Below are 16,039 nucleotides of genomic sequence, written 5' to 3'. Positions count from 1 at the left end.
TATTGTTGCTTAAAAGGGGGTCTATTTCCGAAAGTACTGTGACCGTTTTGCGGCAAAAAACCCACCAACAGTGACGATGACGAGGGTCACGATAGCCAAAACCCCAACCGAAGCGCCCGATTGCACGGAAATACTCACTGATCGGGAAATGGGCGTGCCGCCAGGTGATTCGAGCCACAGCAACAGATTGTGGGAGTTGTCTCCACTATCCCGTGGCCGGTCTCCCTCTGGAGCATTGGTTGCCGGAGTGGATTCTGCATCATCACCCGACTTCGGAGTGAACTGAACAGTCACCGACCCCTTGGCGGGGATGGCGGCCTCATACTTCTCCTTCAACACCGAATCTCCAGCGCCGACGCGCACGAACGCGGGAACCGGCAGCGGCAGGCCATTGCGAGCCAGCACCGCAATCGGCGACAGCTGCGTTGCGCGGGTGTAGACACCGCCGGGAGCTACCAACGTCACTGAATTGCGCAGGCGTCGAGTCATAATCAGTGCCTGGTCGCTGAGTTCTTCGCTCCGCCGCTGCACGTCAGGTGACTGCAGCTGATTTCGCCGGCCGAGAGTTGTAAACGAGCGCAGCAAGTCGTGCCGCAGGGGGCGGGTGAATTCATACCGCGTCAGTGCGACATTGGGATCGTTGGACATGATTGTGGTCAGGTCCGTGATTTCGCGGGAGGCCAGTTGAGCCTTCTCCACGAGCGTCTCACTCACTGGCGCGGGATCGGCAAGTTCGTCAATTGGAGTAACCGAGCCCGCATCCAGGTCGTGAGCTGAAGCGGTGATGGAGTCCATCAGCGGAGTCAGCTCAGCCAGGTTATCGTCCACGGCTTTCCTGACCGCAGCCATGAAATCTTCAGCGTCGCTAGCGCGTGGATCCCAACCGGACGGTGGTGCTGCCACCACAGCCGCACGAGGGTCATCCGAATCAGTCAGTGATTGGAACAGAGTGCCAATCGCTGTCTGCATCCGTGCAGCTTCGGAGTCGATTCGGAAATCGTAGCGTCCGAGCAGATTCGAATACGCCACAGTCTGGGGAGACCGTCCTGTTGCAGCCAGAGAGGTTGTCAGTGCCCCAGGGAGGGCGAAGGCGCGGCTACCGTCGGCAAGCACGCCACTATGGCCGGGGCGCAGTGTCTGACCATCGGCGGTGAAGGCGGTGTTGTCTGCGACTAACACGGTGGTGTCGTGCGCGGCTTCGGGTGGAGTGGGCGACGGTGGCATCGTCTCGCCGGTATCTACGCGGTTTTCGAATGCGCGCTCCGGGGTGGTCCCGTTCAGGGCCGTGGCCGCCGAGTACAGCGGGGCGCTTTCCGACGTCACGTATCCCTCGGCCGGCAAATAGAGGCCCGGCAGTGCCTGAACGTCCAAATGCTTGGCGATAGTCTGCCGACCAGCGGCGAGTGCCTCCATCGAAAGCTCGTGATCCCCCACGCGAGCCACGGCGCTGGCATCGGTGCCGCCCCACGGCAGTGACAGTGTGCAGGTGTCCTGTGTGAGATCGTGCAGCCGATTGAGCCAGGCGGCAGCATTGTCACTGGCGGGCATATGCGTGAGATTGGTGTCATCCGCGTTTCCCCAGGAATCCCGCAGTCGCGGAGAGGACTCCACAGGACTTGGGCGGCTGGTGCCAATCCAGTAGTCGCGGGTCATCCTGGAGATTGCGTCGAGGGTCTCCGGGTCGATGGCGATGCAGGTTGATTCCCGCAACCTCTGCCCATCCGGGCCGGCAAAGCCCTTTTCCAACGAGGTGAGCAAACCGTCGAGGCGGCCACCGCGTTCGAGAGACTCGGCCAAAGAATTGTCGGTGAGGATGAGATTCGGCGACGAGGGTGCGTCACCGGTCTCACCGCCGACCAGTGGCACTGGCTGGCTGATGGGCCAAATCAGCGAAAACGGCACTGGGTCGCGGCGGGTGGGCGCATCGGAATTGTCGGTCTCATCGTTGTCGTTCTGATCACCGGCAGGCGGTTCCGGCTCATCACCTTCCGCTTGCGGATCCGTCACCGGAAGCAGTGCGCGTGTTTCCGCCAGCAGGCGGTCGATGTCATCTGCCGGTTGCCCGTTAGCATTGATGAGCAGCGGAAACGTGCCGGCTTCCGTGATGTCGAGTCCTTCTGGAGCCGGTGCGGAGATAGGAACACTTAGCGTAACCTCACGCTTCTCCCCCGCTTTCAGCTCGATGGGGGCACTGAAGGTCCCAGCCACATCAAACACCGATTCAGGCTCAGCGAGAATCGTCCGCGCATCTGCAGAGGAAGCCAGTGCGCCGGCCCGCTGTGGGCGCAGCGCAACATTGCTGATATCCGCATCGGAGGTGTTGCGCACCTGCACCTTGATGGTCAGCGTCGAATGTAGAGCCGCGACATGCGGAGTGAAGCTGGTTATCGAAAGCCGAAGGGGGCCCTGTTCACCGACACGATTGGTGCCACTGCCCCACAACTGCTCATCTTGCGCAAAAGCTGGGGGCGCAACGGTCGTCGGCAAGCACAGTATGAGCGCTGCGGAAGCGGCCGTGACTTTACGAACAACATTTCTTGGCAACTGCAACCTGAACATGCGCAATCACCTCGGCGTCTGCCGGCCTGCTCGCTTTTCCGCGCGGGCGAGATCGGGCAGCAGATTGTGCGCGCGCCGGGCCAGTTTGCGTTCGTCAGCGTAGGCCAACCGTTCCACCAGGGTGTCTACAGGAACCCACATGACCTGGGTGACCTCGGGGTCTTCGTCGTTCAAATCGCCATCGACGTAGCGCAGAAGGTGATGGTGCACGGTCTTGTGAATCCGCGTGCCATCGGAGACAAACCAGTAGTCAATCACACCGAGCTCTTCGATGACCTCGCCGCGAATGCCCGTTTCTTCCCACACCTCACGTTCGGCGGTGGAATCGAAAGCTTCGCCGGGTTCGACATGGCCCTTAGGCATCGACCACAGCAGGCGCCCGCGACGATCGTGCCGACCAATCAGCGCGACATAAATCCGTGACAGGTTGACTTTGCCGCCATCGCCGACAGCCTCAGCAAGCCCCGAGACGACCAGTCCGCCCGCCGAAGTCTCAATCGAGGTCTGCATCGGCGCTGCATTTTGCGCGCGCGACGAGTGCGCACGGCGATTGTTTGTGCGCTTCGTCTGTGCGTGACGACGGCGATTGTTCCTATCCTGACCGTTCTTACGGCCACCGCGGTTGTTCGACTGCTTCGAGGGTCGTGCCGACTTCGGTGATTTGGAAGATTTCTTGGCGCCACCGGAGTTTGGCTTGGCCTTTTGGGGGCCATTGGCACCGGAGCCACTACGTTTCGCAGAATTTCCGCTGGTAGTAGCGTTGCTAGTGTTGGTGGACGAGGAAACGCCACCCCTTCTGCGCGGTCGCCGACGACGTCGACGGCTCTTCGCCGCCGAGTTGTCATTGCGTACCACGTTGTTCATTCCACTTAGACTACCGGGTTTATAGGTATAAGCGGGTATTGTGTCGGTCGTGACACAATCGACTCCTTCAACGACAAATGGTGACCAGCCCGGGGGGACTACACCTCACGGTGCTACTCCGGCGACTGCTGACGCAGACCCACAGGTGCGCAGGACGGCAATGCTGGCAGTGGCGGATCAGGCGATCGCCAAGGAGTCGGAGATCCTCGATTCGCTGGCAGCCGCGTTTAGTGCAGCTGGCCATCGCCTGTACCTCGTGGGCGGTTCTGTGCGCGATGCTCTCTTAGGGCGACTGGGCGTGGATCTCGATTTCACCACCGACGCGCGCCCGGAGGTGACACGCGCAATCCTCGATGACTGGGCGGACATTGTCTGGGATACCGGCATTGAATTCGGCACACTCTCCGCGGAACGGCATGGCCGTCAGGTGGAGATCACCACCTTCCGCGCGGATACGTATGACCAGGTCAGCCGGAATCCGGAGGTCACTTTCGGTGACACGCTGGAGGGCGATCTAATCCGCCGTGATTTCCGCTGTAACGCCATCGCCGTGGAGCTCCACGGTGACGGCACCCGCACCTTCCTCGACCCGCTCGGAGGTTTCGAGGATCTTGTCGCGGGTGTGTTGGACACCCCGGGGGCGCCGGAGGTCAGTTTTGGCGACGACCCCCTGCGGATGCTGCGTGCCTGCCGCTTCGCATCCCAGCTGGGGTTCGACGTGGCACCGCGTGTGCTCAAAGCGCTGAAGGAAATGTCCAGCGAAATTGACCGCATCACGGTCGAGCGCATCTCCACCGAGCTGAACAAGCTCATCCTGGGTGCGGACCCAAGCCGAGGTATCGACCTGATGGTGGAATCGGGGTTGGCCGACCGCGTGCTGCCGGAGATCTCCGACATGCGTATGACGCAGGATGAACACCGCCAGCACAAGGATGTCTACCAACACTCTCTGCAGGTCATGCGGCAAGCTATTGACCAGGAAGAACCCGGTGAACCGGACCTCGTACTGCGCTGGGCGGCACTGCTGCACGACTGCGGCAAACCCGCTACCCGTGCCTACAACGAGCAGGGAAACGTCACCTTTTACCAGCACGAAGTTGTCGGCGCGAAGCTGGTGCGACGCCGCCTTCGGAAACTGAAGTTCCCGAAGAAGACTAACCACGAAATCTCGCAGTTGGTCTACCTGCACATGCGCTTCCACGGCTACGGCGAAGGCAAGTGGACGGACTCGGCGGTGCGACGTTATGTCAACGATGCCGGAGATCTGTTGGAACGACTCAACAAAATCGTGCGGGCCGACTGTACGACGAGAAACCGTCGTAAAGCAGCACGCCTCGCACGAGCCTGCGACAGCCTGGAAGCGCGAATCAAGGAGCTCGCCGAGCAGGAGGACCTCGCACGCGTCCGCCCCGACCTGGATGGCAACGAAATCATGGAAATTCTGGACCTGAAGCCCGGCAAAGAAGTCGGACAGGCCTGGAATTACCTGAAAGAGCTGCGATTGGAGTCCGGTCCGCTGGAGCGTGAAGATGCTATCTTGGCGCTGAAGAAATGGTGGTACGAGCAGTCCGGTGAGCAGGCTGAAAGCGAAAGTGAGAGCTAATGGCATCGATTAATCCGGAAAATCTCTACGGCGACCGGCTTTTTACCAGCCTCGAGCGCAACGACCCGGCTGCCGGTATGCTGCTGCTCGCAGCACCCGGCATGCTCTCGCCGGAGTTTTCCCGCTCGGTGATTTTCCTCATTGAGCACGATGAACACGGCACCCTTGGTGTCGATCTCACACAGCGTTCGCAGACGCCGGTGCACAATGTGCTCGAGCCTTGGGCGCCGCTGATGGCCAAGCCGCCGGTGCTCTACGTCGGGGGTCCGGTCAACCAGACACAGCCAATCTGCATTGGTGTGGTGCGAAATGGTGCCACCCTCCCAGAGGAGACCGACAGTATTACCGGTGCCCCGCTGATGGAACGCATCGCTCACAGGTTTGCGCTGGTCAACCTCGGTGCGGAGCCGGAGGGCGTACGCGACCGCATAGATAGCGCACGCATCTTCGCCGGTTACGCAGGCTGGGATCCGGGGCAGCTGGAAGACGAGCTCGAGCGCGGTGACTGGTACGTCGCCCCTGCCCTGCCCTCAGATGTACTCGCGCCTGCTGCCGCGGACATCTGGGGTGATTGCATGCGCCGTCAGCCCTGGCCGCTGCCACTGTATGGCACCTATCCCGTAGATGTACGTGACAACTAGATGAGTGAGCACATCAATACCGAAGGAAACAGGGCTGAAGGAAGTAGCTCCACAACCACAGCAACTGGCGACCGCACCGACATAGCTGCCGGCATCCGGCAGACACTGCCCGTGGGCATGGGACTCATTCCGCTAGGGCTCGCATTCGGCCTGCTCATCGCACAAACTGGCTTTAGCTGGTGGTGGGCCCCCATCTTCTCCTTCGTGGTCTACGCCGGGTCGATGGAATTCCTCGCTGTCGGCCTGGTTATGGCGCATACGGGTCTGCTCGGCTGTGCCGTGACGTCCTTTATGGTCAACTTCCGCCACGTCTTCTACGGACTGACGTTCCCACGCGACCGGATACAGTCTCGTCTCGGCCGCGCATATTCCACATACGCGCTTACCGACGAGTCGTATGCCATCGTCTCTGCAGCAAATCCGACCGAAAAGATGTCGGGCCACCGACTGCTGACGATTCAGATTCTCTGCCAGTTATTGTGGGTGGGCTCCGGCATTGTCGGGGCGCTAACCGGCGCAGCACTGCCCGAGGGTATCCGCGGTGCCGAGTTCGCACTGGTGGCGCTCTTTACGGTGCTGGCCATGGACGCGTTTGAGACTTCTAAGGACTGGTCACTGCCCCTGTCCGCTATCGTCTGCACGCTGGTGGGCTGGCTGATTAACCCGAACCAGATGCTGGTTATCGGACTGCTGATGTACTTCGGCCTGCTGCTGTTGCGCGTGTGGTCACCGCGGGTGGATCGGGTGATGCGCATGACGTCGGCAAGCAATCAGCGTACGACGGAGGGAGAGCGAGCATGACCGCGATGCCCGATTCCGGCTATGTGCTTGCCGCGCTCTTTGCGATGGGTACGGTGACTCTTGCGCTGCGTGCGCTGCCGTTTGCATTCGTGCGCACTCTGAAGGGGTCTCCCCTGTTCGAGTTCCTCGGCACGACCATGCCGGTTGGAGTCATGGTGGCGTTGGTTGCCTACACCGTCTTCGGGCGGCTAGGACTCAGCGGTGAGAGTGGCGACCCCGGCGCTGCCTGGGCCGTGCCCGTAGCGCTGGCCGTCACCGTTGGCCTGCACTGGTGGCGGCGCAACACCGTGATTTCGATTTTTGTAGGCACGGCGCTGTATATGGTCCTCGTGAACCTTGTCGCGTGAGGTGCGCTGTGTGTGGGACGGTGCCAGCAGACCAGCGACTAGCGGCAGTGGCTAGAACTGCGACGGTACCTGACCAGTGAAGTCCGGTAGTCCCGGAATCTGGGGCAGCTGCGGAGTTTCCGGCAGATTCAGTAGTTCGCCGAGATTCGGGCTCTCGGGCAGGTTCGGGACGCTTGGGATGCCCGGCAGGCTCGGGCTGTCGGGCAGGCCAGGCAGCGATGGAGTGCCCAGCGTGCCGTCGAAGGCATTCTGAACATCGCTGGTGTGAGTTTCCTTCGTGCCGTAGGTGTTAGCAGCGACGCTGAAGTCAGGTCCAATGGATGCCGAGGCGTGAACGCTCTGGCGGTCATCGGACCAACCCCACTTTGTGCCAATAACACCCGGCAGCGTGGCGGTGCCGTAATCCTGACGGTAGTCATCCGCTGCCACAGGTGACGCGGTGCTCATAGCAACCAGAACCGGGTCAGAAGTGTTCTCACGCTTCTTGGCCTCCAGGAACTTCACAGTGTCCGCGCTGGACGTAGTTGAATTTCCCCAGTGACCTGCATCGTGGGTGTTGCTGAGGCCGTATTCACGCGCAGTGGCGTTGATGGAATCCGGGTAACGGCCATAGAGCTCACTGGCGATATTGTCATCGGAGTAGCGAATCATCTCTGTGGCCTTCGCCTTGTCCGCTTCTGTGCCATGTTTGAAGACGTAGTCCGCAATGTAGAGCTTGACAATCGAAAGCCCCGGACGAGCTTCATTCTCGTTCGCCGTACCGTAGTGCGTGCCACTTGGGGTGTGGGTAAAGCTGATCTGGGTTCGCCCCGGAGCATCAATAGTGCCCTGTGGAGTCAGTTTTGGCTGCGGAGCCGCAGCGACGTTTCCAGCTGCCAGCGGAAGGCTGGTGACAGCGATGACACCGGTAAGACCCATGCGAATCGCGCGGGAAGGCCGTGGAGTAAGACGATGACGAGCGTTCATAACAAAAAACCAATCTACACGCGCAGGTGACCGACGCGCTGCCAAGCTGGATCGTAACCGGTATCGACGATATGCTCTCCCTCGGCCCACGTCTCCGCAACAGCTCGCAGACCCGCCTCCGCATCAGATGCCGGGTCAATAAAGAAGTGCATCAGAGCCATGCCATCGGATTGCTCAGTTGCGACAAAAATACCCTTGTCCTCAGCGATGGCTTCAGCGGCAGCGGTATTGAACTCGGAGAGGGATTCCTTCGATTCGTCCGTCGGCAAGCCCTTGTCATCAATATTGCCGAGCATGAGCTGAATCAGCACATGCTGCGTCATAGTCGGGCTCACCAGCTGCGTAATCGGAGCGCGGGTGGCGACGACGAGCGGCTGGCCGTTGGCTTCGGCATCAATGGTGAGCCACTCGGGGCACTCTTCCGCGAGCTTCTCGACGACACCGCCCAGCTCCGGTAGCGGGATCGCACCTTCCGGCTCCTCGCCGGCGAAGGCAAAACCGCGTAGCCATAGGCCGAAGTCCTCCTCCCCCAGAGCCAGCTGCAGCAGCGTGAAACCGAGCTGAGCTACCAAGCGCTCACCGTCCTCCAACTGAGCAATTGCCGGGAACAGCGGGTGGAATAGACGAACGTCCACTGCCCCATGACCACTGCTAACAGCCACGCGTGCGTCTGCCGGATCGACCTCGGCCGGAGCATCGGCCTCGAGCGCACCCTGTGCAACTAACGTGGCCGCGACATCCCCCAGCGACAGCTTCATCGCCGGATCCGCCTGACGGAGGTCGGTGAAAGACCACACCGCGCCGTCGTCAGGCGCGGCCTCCAGCCAACGGCGAGCGACCGGACGCAGCTCCGGATCGCCGGCAGCGCTAACAGTCAGAAGGTGGCGAGAATACGGAGCGCCAGCCTCAAACCCCCAGATGAGCCGGTCATTAATAGCGGCGATGCGGCCGCCGACCTCCTTCTGGACATCAATAATGTCCACATCGGCGGCGTTCGGAGCACCATCGATACCGAGCTGGACACTAAACATAGAGTCGAGCGCATCGGCGCCAAAAGAGTTCCACCACGACCAGAACTCATTGATCGCGGTCTCTTCTGCGGCGCGCTGTTCCGGGGAGAACGGAGCCGGATTCTCGTTAGCCATATTGAATCTCACACTTTCGTTTGCTCGTTTAAAACCGAACCATATGTTGTGCGCCCCAGTATATGTGCCAAGCCGGATTCGCCCCTCGGGTCCATGCGCTAGACCGCGTTAAGCGGGTTGTGGCTCCGGCTCAGCTTCTGCTTCCTTGCCCCAGCGAGCGGCGTAGACCGCACAGATCATCAGCTGAATCTGGTGGAAAATCATCAGCGGCAAAATGTAGAGGCTGGCATCGGCACCAAAGATAACGGCAGCCATGGGCAGACCGGTGGCCAGCGACTTCTTCGAACCGCAGAACTGAATCGCAATGCGGTCCTTGCGGTCGAAGCCCATCTTATTTGCGATGAATCCGGACAACCGCAAAACGAATTCCACCAGCACGACCGAAAGCACACACAGGATGACAATGTCCCCTGCCGGCACCTTCGACCAGATGCCCTGCACCATGCCCTCGGAGAACGCCGCGTAAACGACCATTGCGATAGATAGGCGGTCAACGTTCTTAGTCGTCTTCGCGGCGGCAAACTTCAGGGTCCAACGGCGAGTGAGCTGGCCGATTGCGAATGGCAGCAGCAACTGCAGCGAAATATCCAAGAACACCGACGAATCCACATGAATGCCGCCGCCGGTGGCCATCAGTAGCATCACCAGCACCGGTGTGACCACAATGCCCAGCAGGTTAGATGCCGAGGCACTGACGATTGCGCCGGCGACATTGCCCTTGGCGATGGAGGTGAAGTTCACACTCGACTGCACCGTCGACGGTGCCAGCGTCATGTACAAAATGCCCAGGTAGAGGCCAGGAGAAAGAATCCAATCCAGGGGTTTCATCAGCAGGCCGAGGATTGGGAACAGCACGAATGTGAAAGCCAGAATGGTTATGTGCAGCCGCCAATGCTTAACACCGGCCAACGCATCCTGCGGGCTCAGGCGCGCGCCATAGAGGAAGAACAAGAAGCCAATGGCGATCTTTGTGGCCCAGCTGAAAACCTCAGCGGTAGTGCCGCTTGCAGGAAAAATAATCGCCAGTATCGCTGCAGCAACGATACCGACGATGAGGGGATCTGGACGCCAATTCACAATTCGTTGCCACATGGACAAATAGCTTAGTGGGCAACCAGAGGTTGTCTTACTGTTTTGCAGAAGCTTTTCTCTGCAATAATTTTTTACTTCTTCTGCTCAGCTGCCTTGCGCAGCGCATCCTTGTCCACAGGCTTGAAAGTGGCATTCGCGGATGAGCCCTTGTCCGTGCACAGTCCTTCCAGACCACAGGAGCTGCAGCCACCGGAGACACCGCAGTCTGCTGCCGGGTTGTCGGAGCAGCAGGCATCATCAGCCGCAGTGTCGGTGGCATCAGTGGCGGCGGAGCCACAGCCACAGCCGCTGTCACCGTCGCCGCACCCACAACCGGAGCCGGACTCGGCGGAGACCTTGGCGTCGTAAAGCGCGATGGTGTGCGAGCCGATAGCCGCACCAATGCCGAGCATGGCGATACCGGCGAGCAGAGCGACGGCGTACCACAGCCACATCCAACCAGAGGCCTCCGGGCGGATGGCGAGGAAGCCGAGCATGGTGGCACCGAGGAAAGCGACAGCGGACACAGCCCACGGCGGGCCGGCAACGCGGTGCGTAATATCCCAGTTTTCCTGGGACTTTCGAGCCTCAGGCGCACGAATTCCGATCCAGTTATTACCCGGCAGTTTCGCCGACCATGCCAAACCAGCGACAACGGCTATGCAAACAGCCAGAACCAGGGTAATTACAGGGATGACAATCATGCTTCCAATTTATATAGGTGGTTGAGCACGTGCCAAACGCACCTATTAGACTGTGAGACCATGACCAACAGCGAAAAGTCCTCGTCCTCGGCAGAAGCCACCGACTACCGCTACTCCCCCGAGCTGGCGACTCAGCTAGAGGGAAAGTGGCAGGCGTATTGGAAAGATAACGGCACCTTCTACGCCCCCAACCCGGTGGGCGATTTGGCAGCTGCCGACGGCTCGACTCCGCCGAAGGACAAGCTTTTCGTCCAGGACATGTTCCCGTACCCGTCCGGTGTCGGTCTGCACGTAGGCCACCCGCTGGGATACATCGCCACCGACGTCTTCGCGCGCTTCCACCGCATGCAGGGCGCAAACGTGCTGCACACCCTGGGCTATGACGCCTTCGGCCTGCCGGCGGAGCAGTTCGCAATCCAGACCGGTACGCACCCGCGCGTGACGACGGAAACGAATATCGCCAACATGGAGCGACAGCTGGGCCGCCTGGGACTTGGCCATGACCGCCGCCGTGTTTTCGCGACCACTGACCAGGACTACTACAAGTGGACGCAGTGGATTTTCCTGCAGATTTACAACGCCTGGTTCGATGAGGATCAGAAGAAGGCCCGTCGCATCGATGAGCTGATTCCACTGTTGGAGTCGGGCGAGATGGCTACCAAGGACGGTCGCGTCTACGCTGAGCTCAGCGAGACCGAGCAGCGCGAAGCCGTGGATGAGTTCCGTCTGGTCTACCAGTCGAATTCGATGGTCAACTGGTGTCCGGGCCTCGGCACTGTGCTGTCCAACGAGGAAGTGACCGCCGAGGGCCGTTCGGAGCGCGGTAACTTCCCGGTGTTCCGCAAGCGGCTGGGCCAGTGGATGATGCGCATCACCGCATACGCTGATCGCCTGGTCGACGACCTGGAGCTGCTGGACTGGCCGGACAAGGTCAAGTCCATGCAGCGCAACTGGATCGGCCGCTCCCGCGGTGCCGAGGTCGACTTCACAGCCGAGGTCGGCCCGAAGGTCTCCACCAAGATCAGGGTCTTCACCACTCGCCCGGACACTCTCTTCGGAGCCTCCTACATGGTGCTCGCTCCTGAGCACGAGCTGGTGGATCAGCTGGTCGAAGCCGGCAGCGGTTCCTACGAGGGCGTGGATGAGCGCTGGACCTTCGGCGAGGAAACCCCAGCCGAGGCCGTCGCCGCTTACCGCGCCGCAATTGCCTCCAAGTCCGACCTGGAACGCCAGGAGAACAAGGAAAAGACCGGTGTCTTCCTGGGCGCTTACGCCACCAACCCGGTGAGCGGTGAGCAGGTGCCGGTATTCATTTCCGACTACGTCCTGATTGGCTACGGCACCGGTGCCATCATGGCTGTCCCGGCCCACGATGAGCGCGACTACGAGTTCGCCACTGCCTTCGGTCTGCCAATCCGCGAGGTCGTCGCAGGTGGTGACATTGCAAAGGAGGCGTACGTCGGTAACGGTACGTGCGTGAACTCCGCCAATGATTCCGGCCTGGACATCAATGGCCTGGACAAGGACACCGCCATCGCCACCGTCATTGAGTGGTTGGAGAAGGAAGGTGCGGGTCACGAGAAGGTCCAGTACAAGCTGCGCGACTGGCTGTTCGCCCGCCAGCGCTACTGGGGCGAGCCCTTCCCCATCGTCTACGACGAGGACGGTCACGCCCACGCACTGCCCGAGTCCATGCTTCCGGTCGAGCTGCCGGAGGTCGAGGACTACAAACCGGTCACATTCGACCCGGACGATGCCGACACCGAGCCAAAGGCTCCACTGGACAAGGCCACTGACTGGGTCAACGTCGAGCTCGACCTCGGCGACGGCAAGAAGAAGTACCGCCGTGACACCAACGTCATGCCGAACTGGGCAGGTTCCTCCTGGTACCAGCTGCGCTACATCGACCCGAACAACGCTGAAAAGTTCGTCGACCTGGAAAACGAGCGCTACTGGACCGGCCCCCGCCCGGAGACGCACGGTAAGGACGATCCAGGCGGCGTCGACCTCTACGTCGGCGGCGTCGAGCACGCGGTGCTGCACCTGCTCTACTCCCGCTTCTGGCACAAGGTCCTCTTCGACCTCGGCTACGTGACCTCCAAGGAGCCGTACCGCCGTCTGTTCAACCAGGGCTACATCCAGGCCTACGCCTACACCGATGCCCGTGGTGTCTACCAGCCGGCGGATCAGGTTGTTGAGCGCGATGGTAAGTTCCTCATCCCGGGCGGCGCCGAAGACGGCTCTGACCTGGAAGTTTTCCAGGAGTACGGCAAGATGGGCAAGTCCCTGAAGAACGCCGTCTCCCCCGACGAGGTCTGCGACAACTACGGCGCTGACACCCTGCGCGTCTACGAGATGGCCATGGGTCCGCTGGACACCTCCCGCCCGTGGGCGACGAAGGATCTAGTCGGCTCGCAGCGCTTCCTCCAGCGCGCTTGGCGCCTGGTGGTCAATGAGGACTCCGGTGAGCTCGCCGTCACGGACGCAGCGCTTTCCGACGACGACCTCAAGGCCCTCAACCGCACCGTGGAAGGGGTTACCTCCGATTACGCAGAGCTGCGTGACAACACGGCCGTCGCAAAGCTCATTGAGTACGTCAACTACCTGACTAAGACCTACGGTTCGGCCGGTGCACCGCGCGCCGCCGTGGAGCCGCTGGCCCTCATGCTTGGCCCTGTGGCGCCGCATATTGCGGAGGAACTGTGGAGCCGTCTCGGCCACACCGAGTCCCTGGCACACGGCCCCTGGCCGGCAGTTGACGAGAAGTGGCTGGTCGACGACACCGTTGAGCTGCCAGTTCAGATTAACGGCAAGGTTCGCGCTCGCATTGACGTGGCTACCGATGCTTCCCGCGAGGACATCGAGGCCGCCGCGCGTGCCGACGAAAAGGTTGTCGCAGCTGTGGAAAACGCCGGTGGCAATATCGTGAAGGTCATTGTCGTTCCGGGCAAGATGGTCAACCTGGTTGTGAAGAAGTAACCAGGGAGGCTAATGCGTACAAGAAAGTGTCTGGGTTTATGACAGTTTGAGGCCTAAAATCGACTCAAATTTGTCATAAACCCAGACACTTTCTCGCTTGAGACTTTCTCGCAAAAGCCTCAAGGGGTGGCTCCGAAGCTGGCCGCCTCTTACCCCTACTTAACGCCCAGAATCAGGACACCGAATGTGGAGAGCATCCACATCAAAGTGAAGGGCATGAGCACCCAGCACATAGCGAGCCACGCGCGCCAGTTGCGGAAGTTCTTCCACTCCACGTAGGTCTGCCAGAAGCCCAAAAGGCAGCCGACCAGGGAGATTACGCCCGGGACAACGGGGAAAAGGATCTCCCAAGTGCGGGAGCAGAGGAAGCTGGACTTACCCGCATCACAGGTGGGGCCACCGACAATGGCGCCGGCGATGCCGATAATGAGGCCCGCGAGCAGCGTCGTAAGAATCACACCCGCGGTGTAGATGTAGGCACGCTTTCCGGAATACATCTTGCGCTCAAGCTCGTCGAAGATTTCATCCTCATTGCGCTCTGGTGTACTGCGCTTCGGTGAATTATCCACCTTCTGCTCCCCTCGCCTCTAAATGCCGTCTGATGTGCCTGCCATACTAGGCCGGAGTAATCAGCATTGGCACCGGGCTGTGGCGAACGATGTGGTTAGTCGACGAGCCGATGAAAATTCGTCCGAATGGGCCAAGGGTAGACGAACCCAAAACGAGCAAGTCTCCCTTTTTCCACTTGATGGACTGAATGGCCTCTTCCCAACCGTTGCCGGACGCCACTTCCGCATCAACGGAAAGGTCTGGGTAACGGGTATGTGCGCGGTCGATACCGCGGTCGAGCAGCCCCATAGCCTGCTCGCGCCACTCAATCATCAGGTCAGAGGAGGGGCCGTAGCCGTTCTCCGTTGGGTACATGGTCGCACCACGAGGCGTAAACGAGACCAGGCGCAGGGGAACTTCCCAGCGATATGCCAGGTCAGCAGCCTTATTCAATGCATGGTGGGACTGCGGGGTGTCAATGTAGCAAATGCTGACACGGGTCACACCGTGCTTAGAAAGCTTCGCGCCGGGGATCGCCAATCCCAGCGGGATTGGCGAGTAATGCAGCAGCGCATCAGAGGTTGATCCCGCAGTAAAGCGACTGCGGTTCTTGGCGGTCCAGTCCTTGGTATTGCTTCGGCGGGTGCCAAGCAAAACCACATCGGCTTCGAATTCTTCGGCTTCGTTGCAGATAGTTGTGGATTCGCTGGAGGATTCGATGATCCGTACGGCATCGTCGTCAAGCATGCCCTTGCGCAGGCCAGCGAGCTTAAGCTCATCCTTGATGATTTTTTCAAGAGACTCGGTTTCGTGGGAAACCCAGGAGTCATTGGTGCTCAACCGAGCCAGTGAGGTCAGCGGCCAGCCGCGCGACAGTGCGCTGACAACGCGAATCTGCACCTTCGTGGTGCGAGCTAACCAAGCGGCGTAAGCAAGCGTTTCGGTGCCGTACTCGCCTGGACGCCACGCAATCATGATACGAAGCGGGCGGGAAGCCATCGCTAATCCTCCTGTGATTACTCAGAAATATCCAAGTGGTGCTTCTGGGTAATAGCCTACGTGGATAGGCGGGCATATTTAAAACGGCACCGAGGAAGTGTAAAAGCTATGTATCCTGCCTGTGGGCTTAAAGAGGGCAGGGCTAGCTGGAAAAGAGACTAGACGTTTGGGTTTGTCTTTGGGTGCTCCGGGTAGTTTTCGAGAATCTTGGACAGAATCGTCTCAAGACCAGCGCCAAATTCCAGCTCTTCCTGGCTCAGCGTGCTGAACATCTCAGCCATCTGCTGATCGCGCTCTTCAGAAACACGGTGCAGCTCTTCACGGCCACGGTCGGTCAGTTCAACGCGGACGCCACGACGGTCTTTGCTGTCGCGGACGCGCTCCACCATGCCGGCGACCTCCAAGTGGTGCACGGCGTTGGAGGCGGTGGGCATGCGGATGGCCTCGGCCTCAGCCAACTGGCTGATACGGCAGGCGCCCAGTGCCTCCAGGGTCATCATGATGGACAGCTGCGCGCGGCTGAGCTGGGACTCCGAGGAGCGGCGACTGTAGAGCAGCTCAGCGCGAGTCAGGAGAGGGCGAATGCGCTTAGCGAGCGACAGAGGAGTAACGGCATCAGGATTGCCAATCGAGCCCGAAGATAATGTCATAGCGACGATGTTATATGCGAACAGTGCTAGTTGCCAATACGAAATTTATTTGAGGTGCTATTTATTTTTCTACAACTGGTGATTTCGGCAATAAAATCACCAGGAATTCTCCATCGATCATCTAAACCCCCAGCACAAAGCATTAAACCTATCTGCGTATA

Annotated in this window: 14 protein-coding genes; 5 read left to right on the top strand and 9 right to left on the bottom strand. The window is 60.1% G+C overall.

What is annotated here, in order from left to right; all coding sequences use genetic code 11:
* Window positions 1–21: 21 nt before the first annotated feature.
* Window positions 22–2,559 (bottom strand): hypothetical protein, encoded by a 2,538-nt coding sequence (locus QP982_RS09120; RefSeq protein ID WP_284870450.1) that lies wholly within the window; start codon window positions 2,557–2,559, stop codon window positions 22–24.
* A gap of 6 nt (window positions 2,560–2,565) precedes the next feature.
* Window positions 2,566–3,423 carry an NUDIX hydrolase gene (locus QP982_RS09115; RefSeq protein WP_172620226.1) on the bottom strand — a complete coding sequence of 286 codons (858 nt, stop codon included), beginning with the start codon at window positions 3,421–3,423 and terminating at the stop codon, window positions 2,566–2,568.
* A 160-nt stretch (window positions 3,424–3,583) separates the two neighbouring features.
* Here QP982_RS09115 and QP982_RS09110 point away from each other — a divergent pair, with 160 nt between their 5' ends.
* The 4 genes from QP982_RS09110 (at window position 3,584) to QP982_RS09095 (ending at window position 6,815) form a co-directional block, all read left to right on the top strand.
* Complete coding sequence (locus QP982_RS09110; protein WP_016421726.1) at window positions 3,584–5,026, top strand: CCA tRNA nucleotidyltransferase; 1,443 nt, start codon at window positions 3,584–3,586, stop codon at window positions 5,024–5,026.
* A complete protein-coding gene (locus QP982_RS09105) occupies window positions 5,026–5,667 on the top strand; it encodes a YqgE/AlgH family protein (RefSeq protein WP_070545997.1) in 642 nt (213 codons plus the stop codon). Before QP982_RS09110 ends, QP982_RS09105 begins: the two co-directional genes overlap by 1 nt.
* A gap of 117 nt (window positions 5,668–5,784) precedes the next feature.
* Window positions 5,785–6,468 (top strand): AzlC family ABC transporter permease, encoded by a 684-nt coding sequence (locus QP982_RS09100; RefSeq protein WP_049170132.1) that lies wholly within the window; start codon window positions 5,785–5,787, stop codon window positions 6,466–6,468.
* Window positions 6,465–6,815: a branched-chain amino acid transporter permease gene (locus tag QP982_RS09095; protein ID WP_049170093.1), complete on the top strand. Its 351-nt coding sequence runs from the start codon at window positions 6,465–6,467 to the stop codon at window positions 6,813–6,815. Before QP982_RS09100 ends, QP982_RS09095 begins: the two co-directional genes overlap by 4 nt.
* A gap of 51 nt (window positions 6,816–6,866) precedes the next feature.
* On the opposite strand, the gene QP982_RS09090 is transcribed toward QP982_RS09095, so the two are convergent.
* From QP982_RS09090 to QP982_RS09075, 4 genes are all read right to left on the bottom strand, one after another.
* The gene (locus QP982_RS09090; protein ID WP_284853159.1) at window positions 6,867–7,781 is read right to left on the bottom strand and encodes a hypothetical protein; all 915 of its coding nucleotides are present in this window, start codon (window positions 7,779–7,781) and stop codon (window positions 6,867–6,869) included.
* 14 nt (window positions 7,782–7,795) lie between these two features.
* Window positions 7,796–8,926, bottom strand: a complete 1,131-nt coding sequence (locus QP982_RS09085) for a DUF695 domain-containing protein (protein WP_284853158.1) — start codon at window positions 8,924–8,926, stop codon at window positions 7,796–7,798.
* A 108-nt stretch (window positions 8,927–9,034) separates the two neighbouring features.
* Entirely contained in the window at window positions 9,035–10,018 is a 984-nt protein-coding gene (locus tag QP982_RS09080; protein WP_016421713.1) for a bile acid:sodium symporter family protein, read from the bottom strand.
* A gap of 71 nt (window positions 10,019–10,089) precedes the next feature.
* Entirely contained in the window at window positions 10,090–10,701 is a 612-nt protein-coding gene (locus tag QP982_RS09075; RefSeq protein WP_070429062.1) for an SdpI family protein, read from the bottom strand.
* Window positions 10,702–10,761: 60 nt separating this feature from the next.
* Between QP982_RS09075 and leuS the strand changes: the two genes are divergently transcribed.
* Window positions 10,762–13,680 (top strand): leucine--tRNA ligase, encoded by a 2,919-nt coding sequence (gene leuS, locus QP982_RS09070; protein ID WP_284870448.1) that lies wholly within the window; start codon window positions 10,762–10,764, stop codon window positions 13,678–13,680.
* A 155-nt stretch (window positions 13,681–13,835) separates the two neighbouring features.
* Here the strand turns inward: leuS and QP982_RS09065 are convergent, their stop codons facing one another.
* From QP982_RS09065 to QP982_RS09055, 3 genes are all read right to left on the bottom strand, one after another.
* On the bottom strand, window positions 13,836–14,249 hold the full coding sequence (locus tag QP982_RS09065; RefSeq protein ID WP_070429060.1) for a hypothetical protein: 414 nt from the start codon (window positions 14,247–14,249) through the stop codon (window positions 13,836–13,838).
* 46 nt (window positions 14,250–14,295) lie between these two features.
* Complete coding sequence (locus QP982_RS09060) at window positions 14,296–15,228, bottom strand: universal stress protein (RefSeq protein WP_016421709.1); 933 nt, start codon at window positions 15,226–15,228, stop codon at window positions 14,296–14,298.
* 158 nt (window positions 15,229–15,386) lie between these two features.
* Window positions 15,387–15,878, bottom strand: a complete 492-nt coding sequence (locus QP982_RS09055; RefSeq protein ID WP_070429059.1) for a MarR family winged helix-turn-helix transcriptional regulator — start codon at window positions 15,876–15,878, stop codon at window positions 15,387–15,389.
* Window positions 15,879–16,039 lie beyond the last annotated feature (161 nt).

Origin of the sequence: Corynebacterium sp. MSK019 (assembly GCF_030232425.1) — a bacterium.
Taxonomy (GTDB): domain Bacteria; phylum Actinomycetota; class Actinomycetes; order Mycobacteriales; family Mycobacteriaceae; genus Corynebacterium; species Corynebacterium jeikeium_D.
The sequence above is the reverse complement of the archived record's forward strand: the minus strand, read 5'-3'. Positions and strand labels throughout refer to the sequence as shown.

What these genes read in the sequence shown, in the direction of transcription:
- QP982_RS09115 (WP_172620226.1), bottom strand. Translation starts at nt 3,423, where the DNA reads ATGAACAACGTGGTACGCAATGACAACTCGGCGGCGAAGAGCCGTCGA.
- QP982_RS09080 (WP_016421713.1), bottom strand. Translation starts at nt 10,018, where the DNA reads ATGTGGCAACGAATTGTGAATTGGCGTCCAGATCCCCTCATCGTCGGT.
- QP982_RS09120 (WP_284870450.1), bottom strand. Translation starts at nt 2,559, where the DNA reads ATGTTCAGGTTGCAGTTGCCAAGAAATGTTGTTCGTAAAGTCACGGCC.
- QP982_RS09110 (WP_016421726.1), top strand. Translation starts at nt 3,584, where the DNA reads ATGCTGGCAGTGGCGGATCAGGCGATCGCCAAGGAGTCGGAGATCCTC.
- leuS (WP_284870448.1), top strand. Translation starts at nt 10,762, where the DNA reads ATGACCAACAGCGAAAAGTCCTCGTCCTCGGCAGAAGCCACCGACTAC.
- QP982_RS09105 (WP_070545997.1), top strand. Translation starts at nt 5,026, where the DNA reads ATGGCATCGATTAATCCGGAAAATCTCTACGGCGACCGGCTTTTTACC.
- QP982_RS09060 (WP_016421709.1), bottom strand. Translation starts at nt 15,228, where the DNA reads ATGGCTTCCCGCCCGCTTCGTATCATGATTGCGTGGCGTCCAGGCGAG.
- QP982_RS09085 (WP_284853158.1), bottom strand. Translation starts at nt 8,926, where the DNA reads ATGGCTAACGAGAATCCGGCTCCGTTCTCCCCGGAACAGCGCGCCGCA.
- QP982_RS09095 (WP_049170093.1), top strand. Translation starts at nt 6,465, where the DNA reads ATGACCGCGATGCCCGATTCCGGCTATGTGCTTGCCGCGCTCTTTGCG.
- QP982_RS09100 (WP_049170132.1), top strand. Translation starts at nt 5,785, where the DNA reads ATGGGACTCATTCCGCTAGGGCTCGCATTCGGCCTGCTCATCGCACAA.
- QP982_RS09090 (WP_284853159.1), bottom strand. Translation starts at nt 7,781, where the DNA reads ATGAACGCTCGTCATCGTCTTACTCCACGGCCTTCCCGCGCGATTCGC.
- QP982_RS09055 (WP_070429059.1), bottom strand. Translation starts at nt 15,878, where the DNA reads ATGACATTATCTTCGGGCTCGATTGGCAATCCTGATGCCGTTACTCCT.
- QP982_RS09075 (WP_070429062.1), bottom strand. Translation starts at nt 10,701, where the DNA reads ATGATTGTCATCCCTGTAATTACCCTGGTTCTGGCTGTTTGCATAGCC.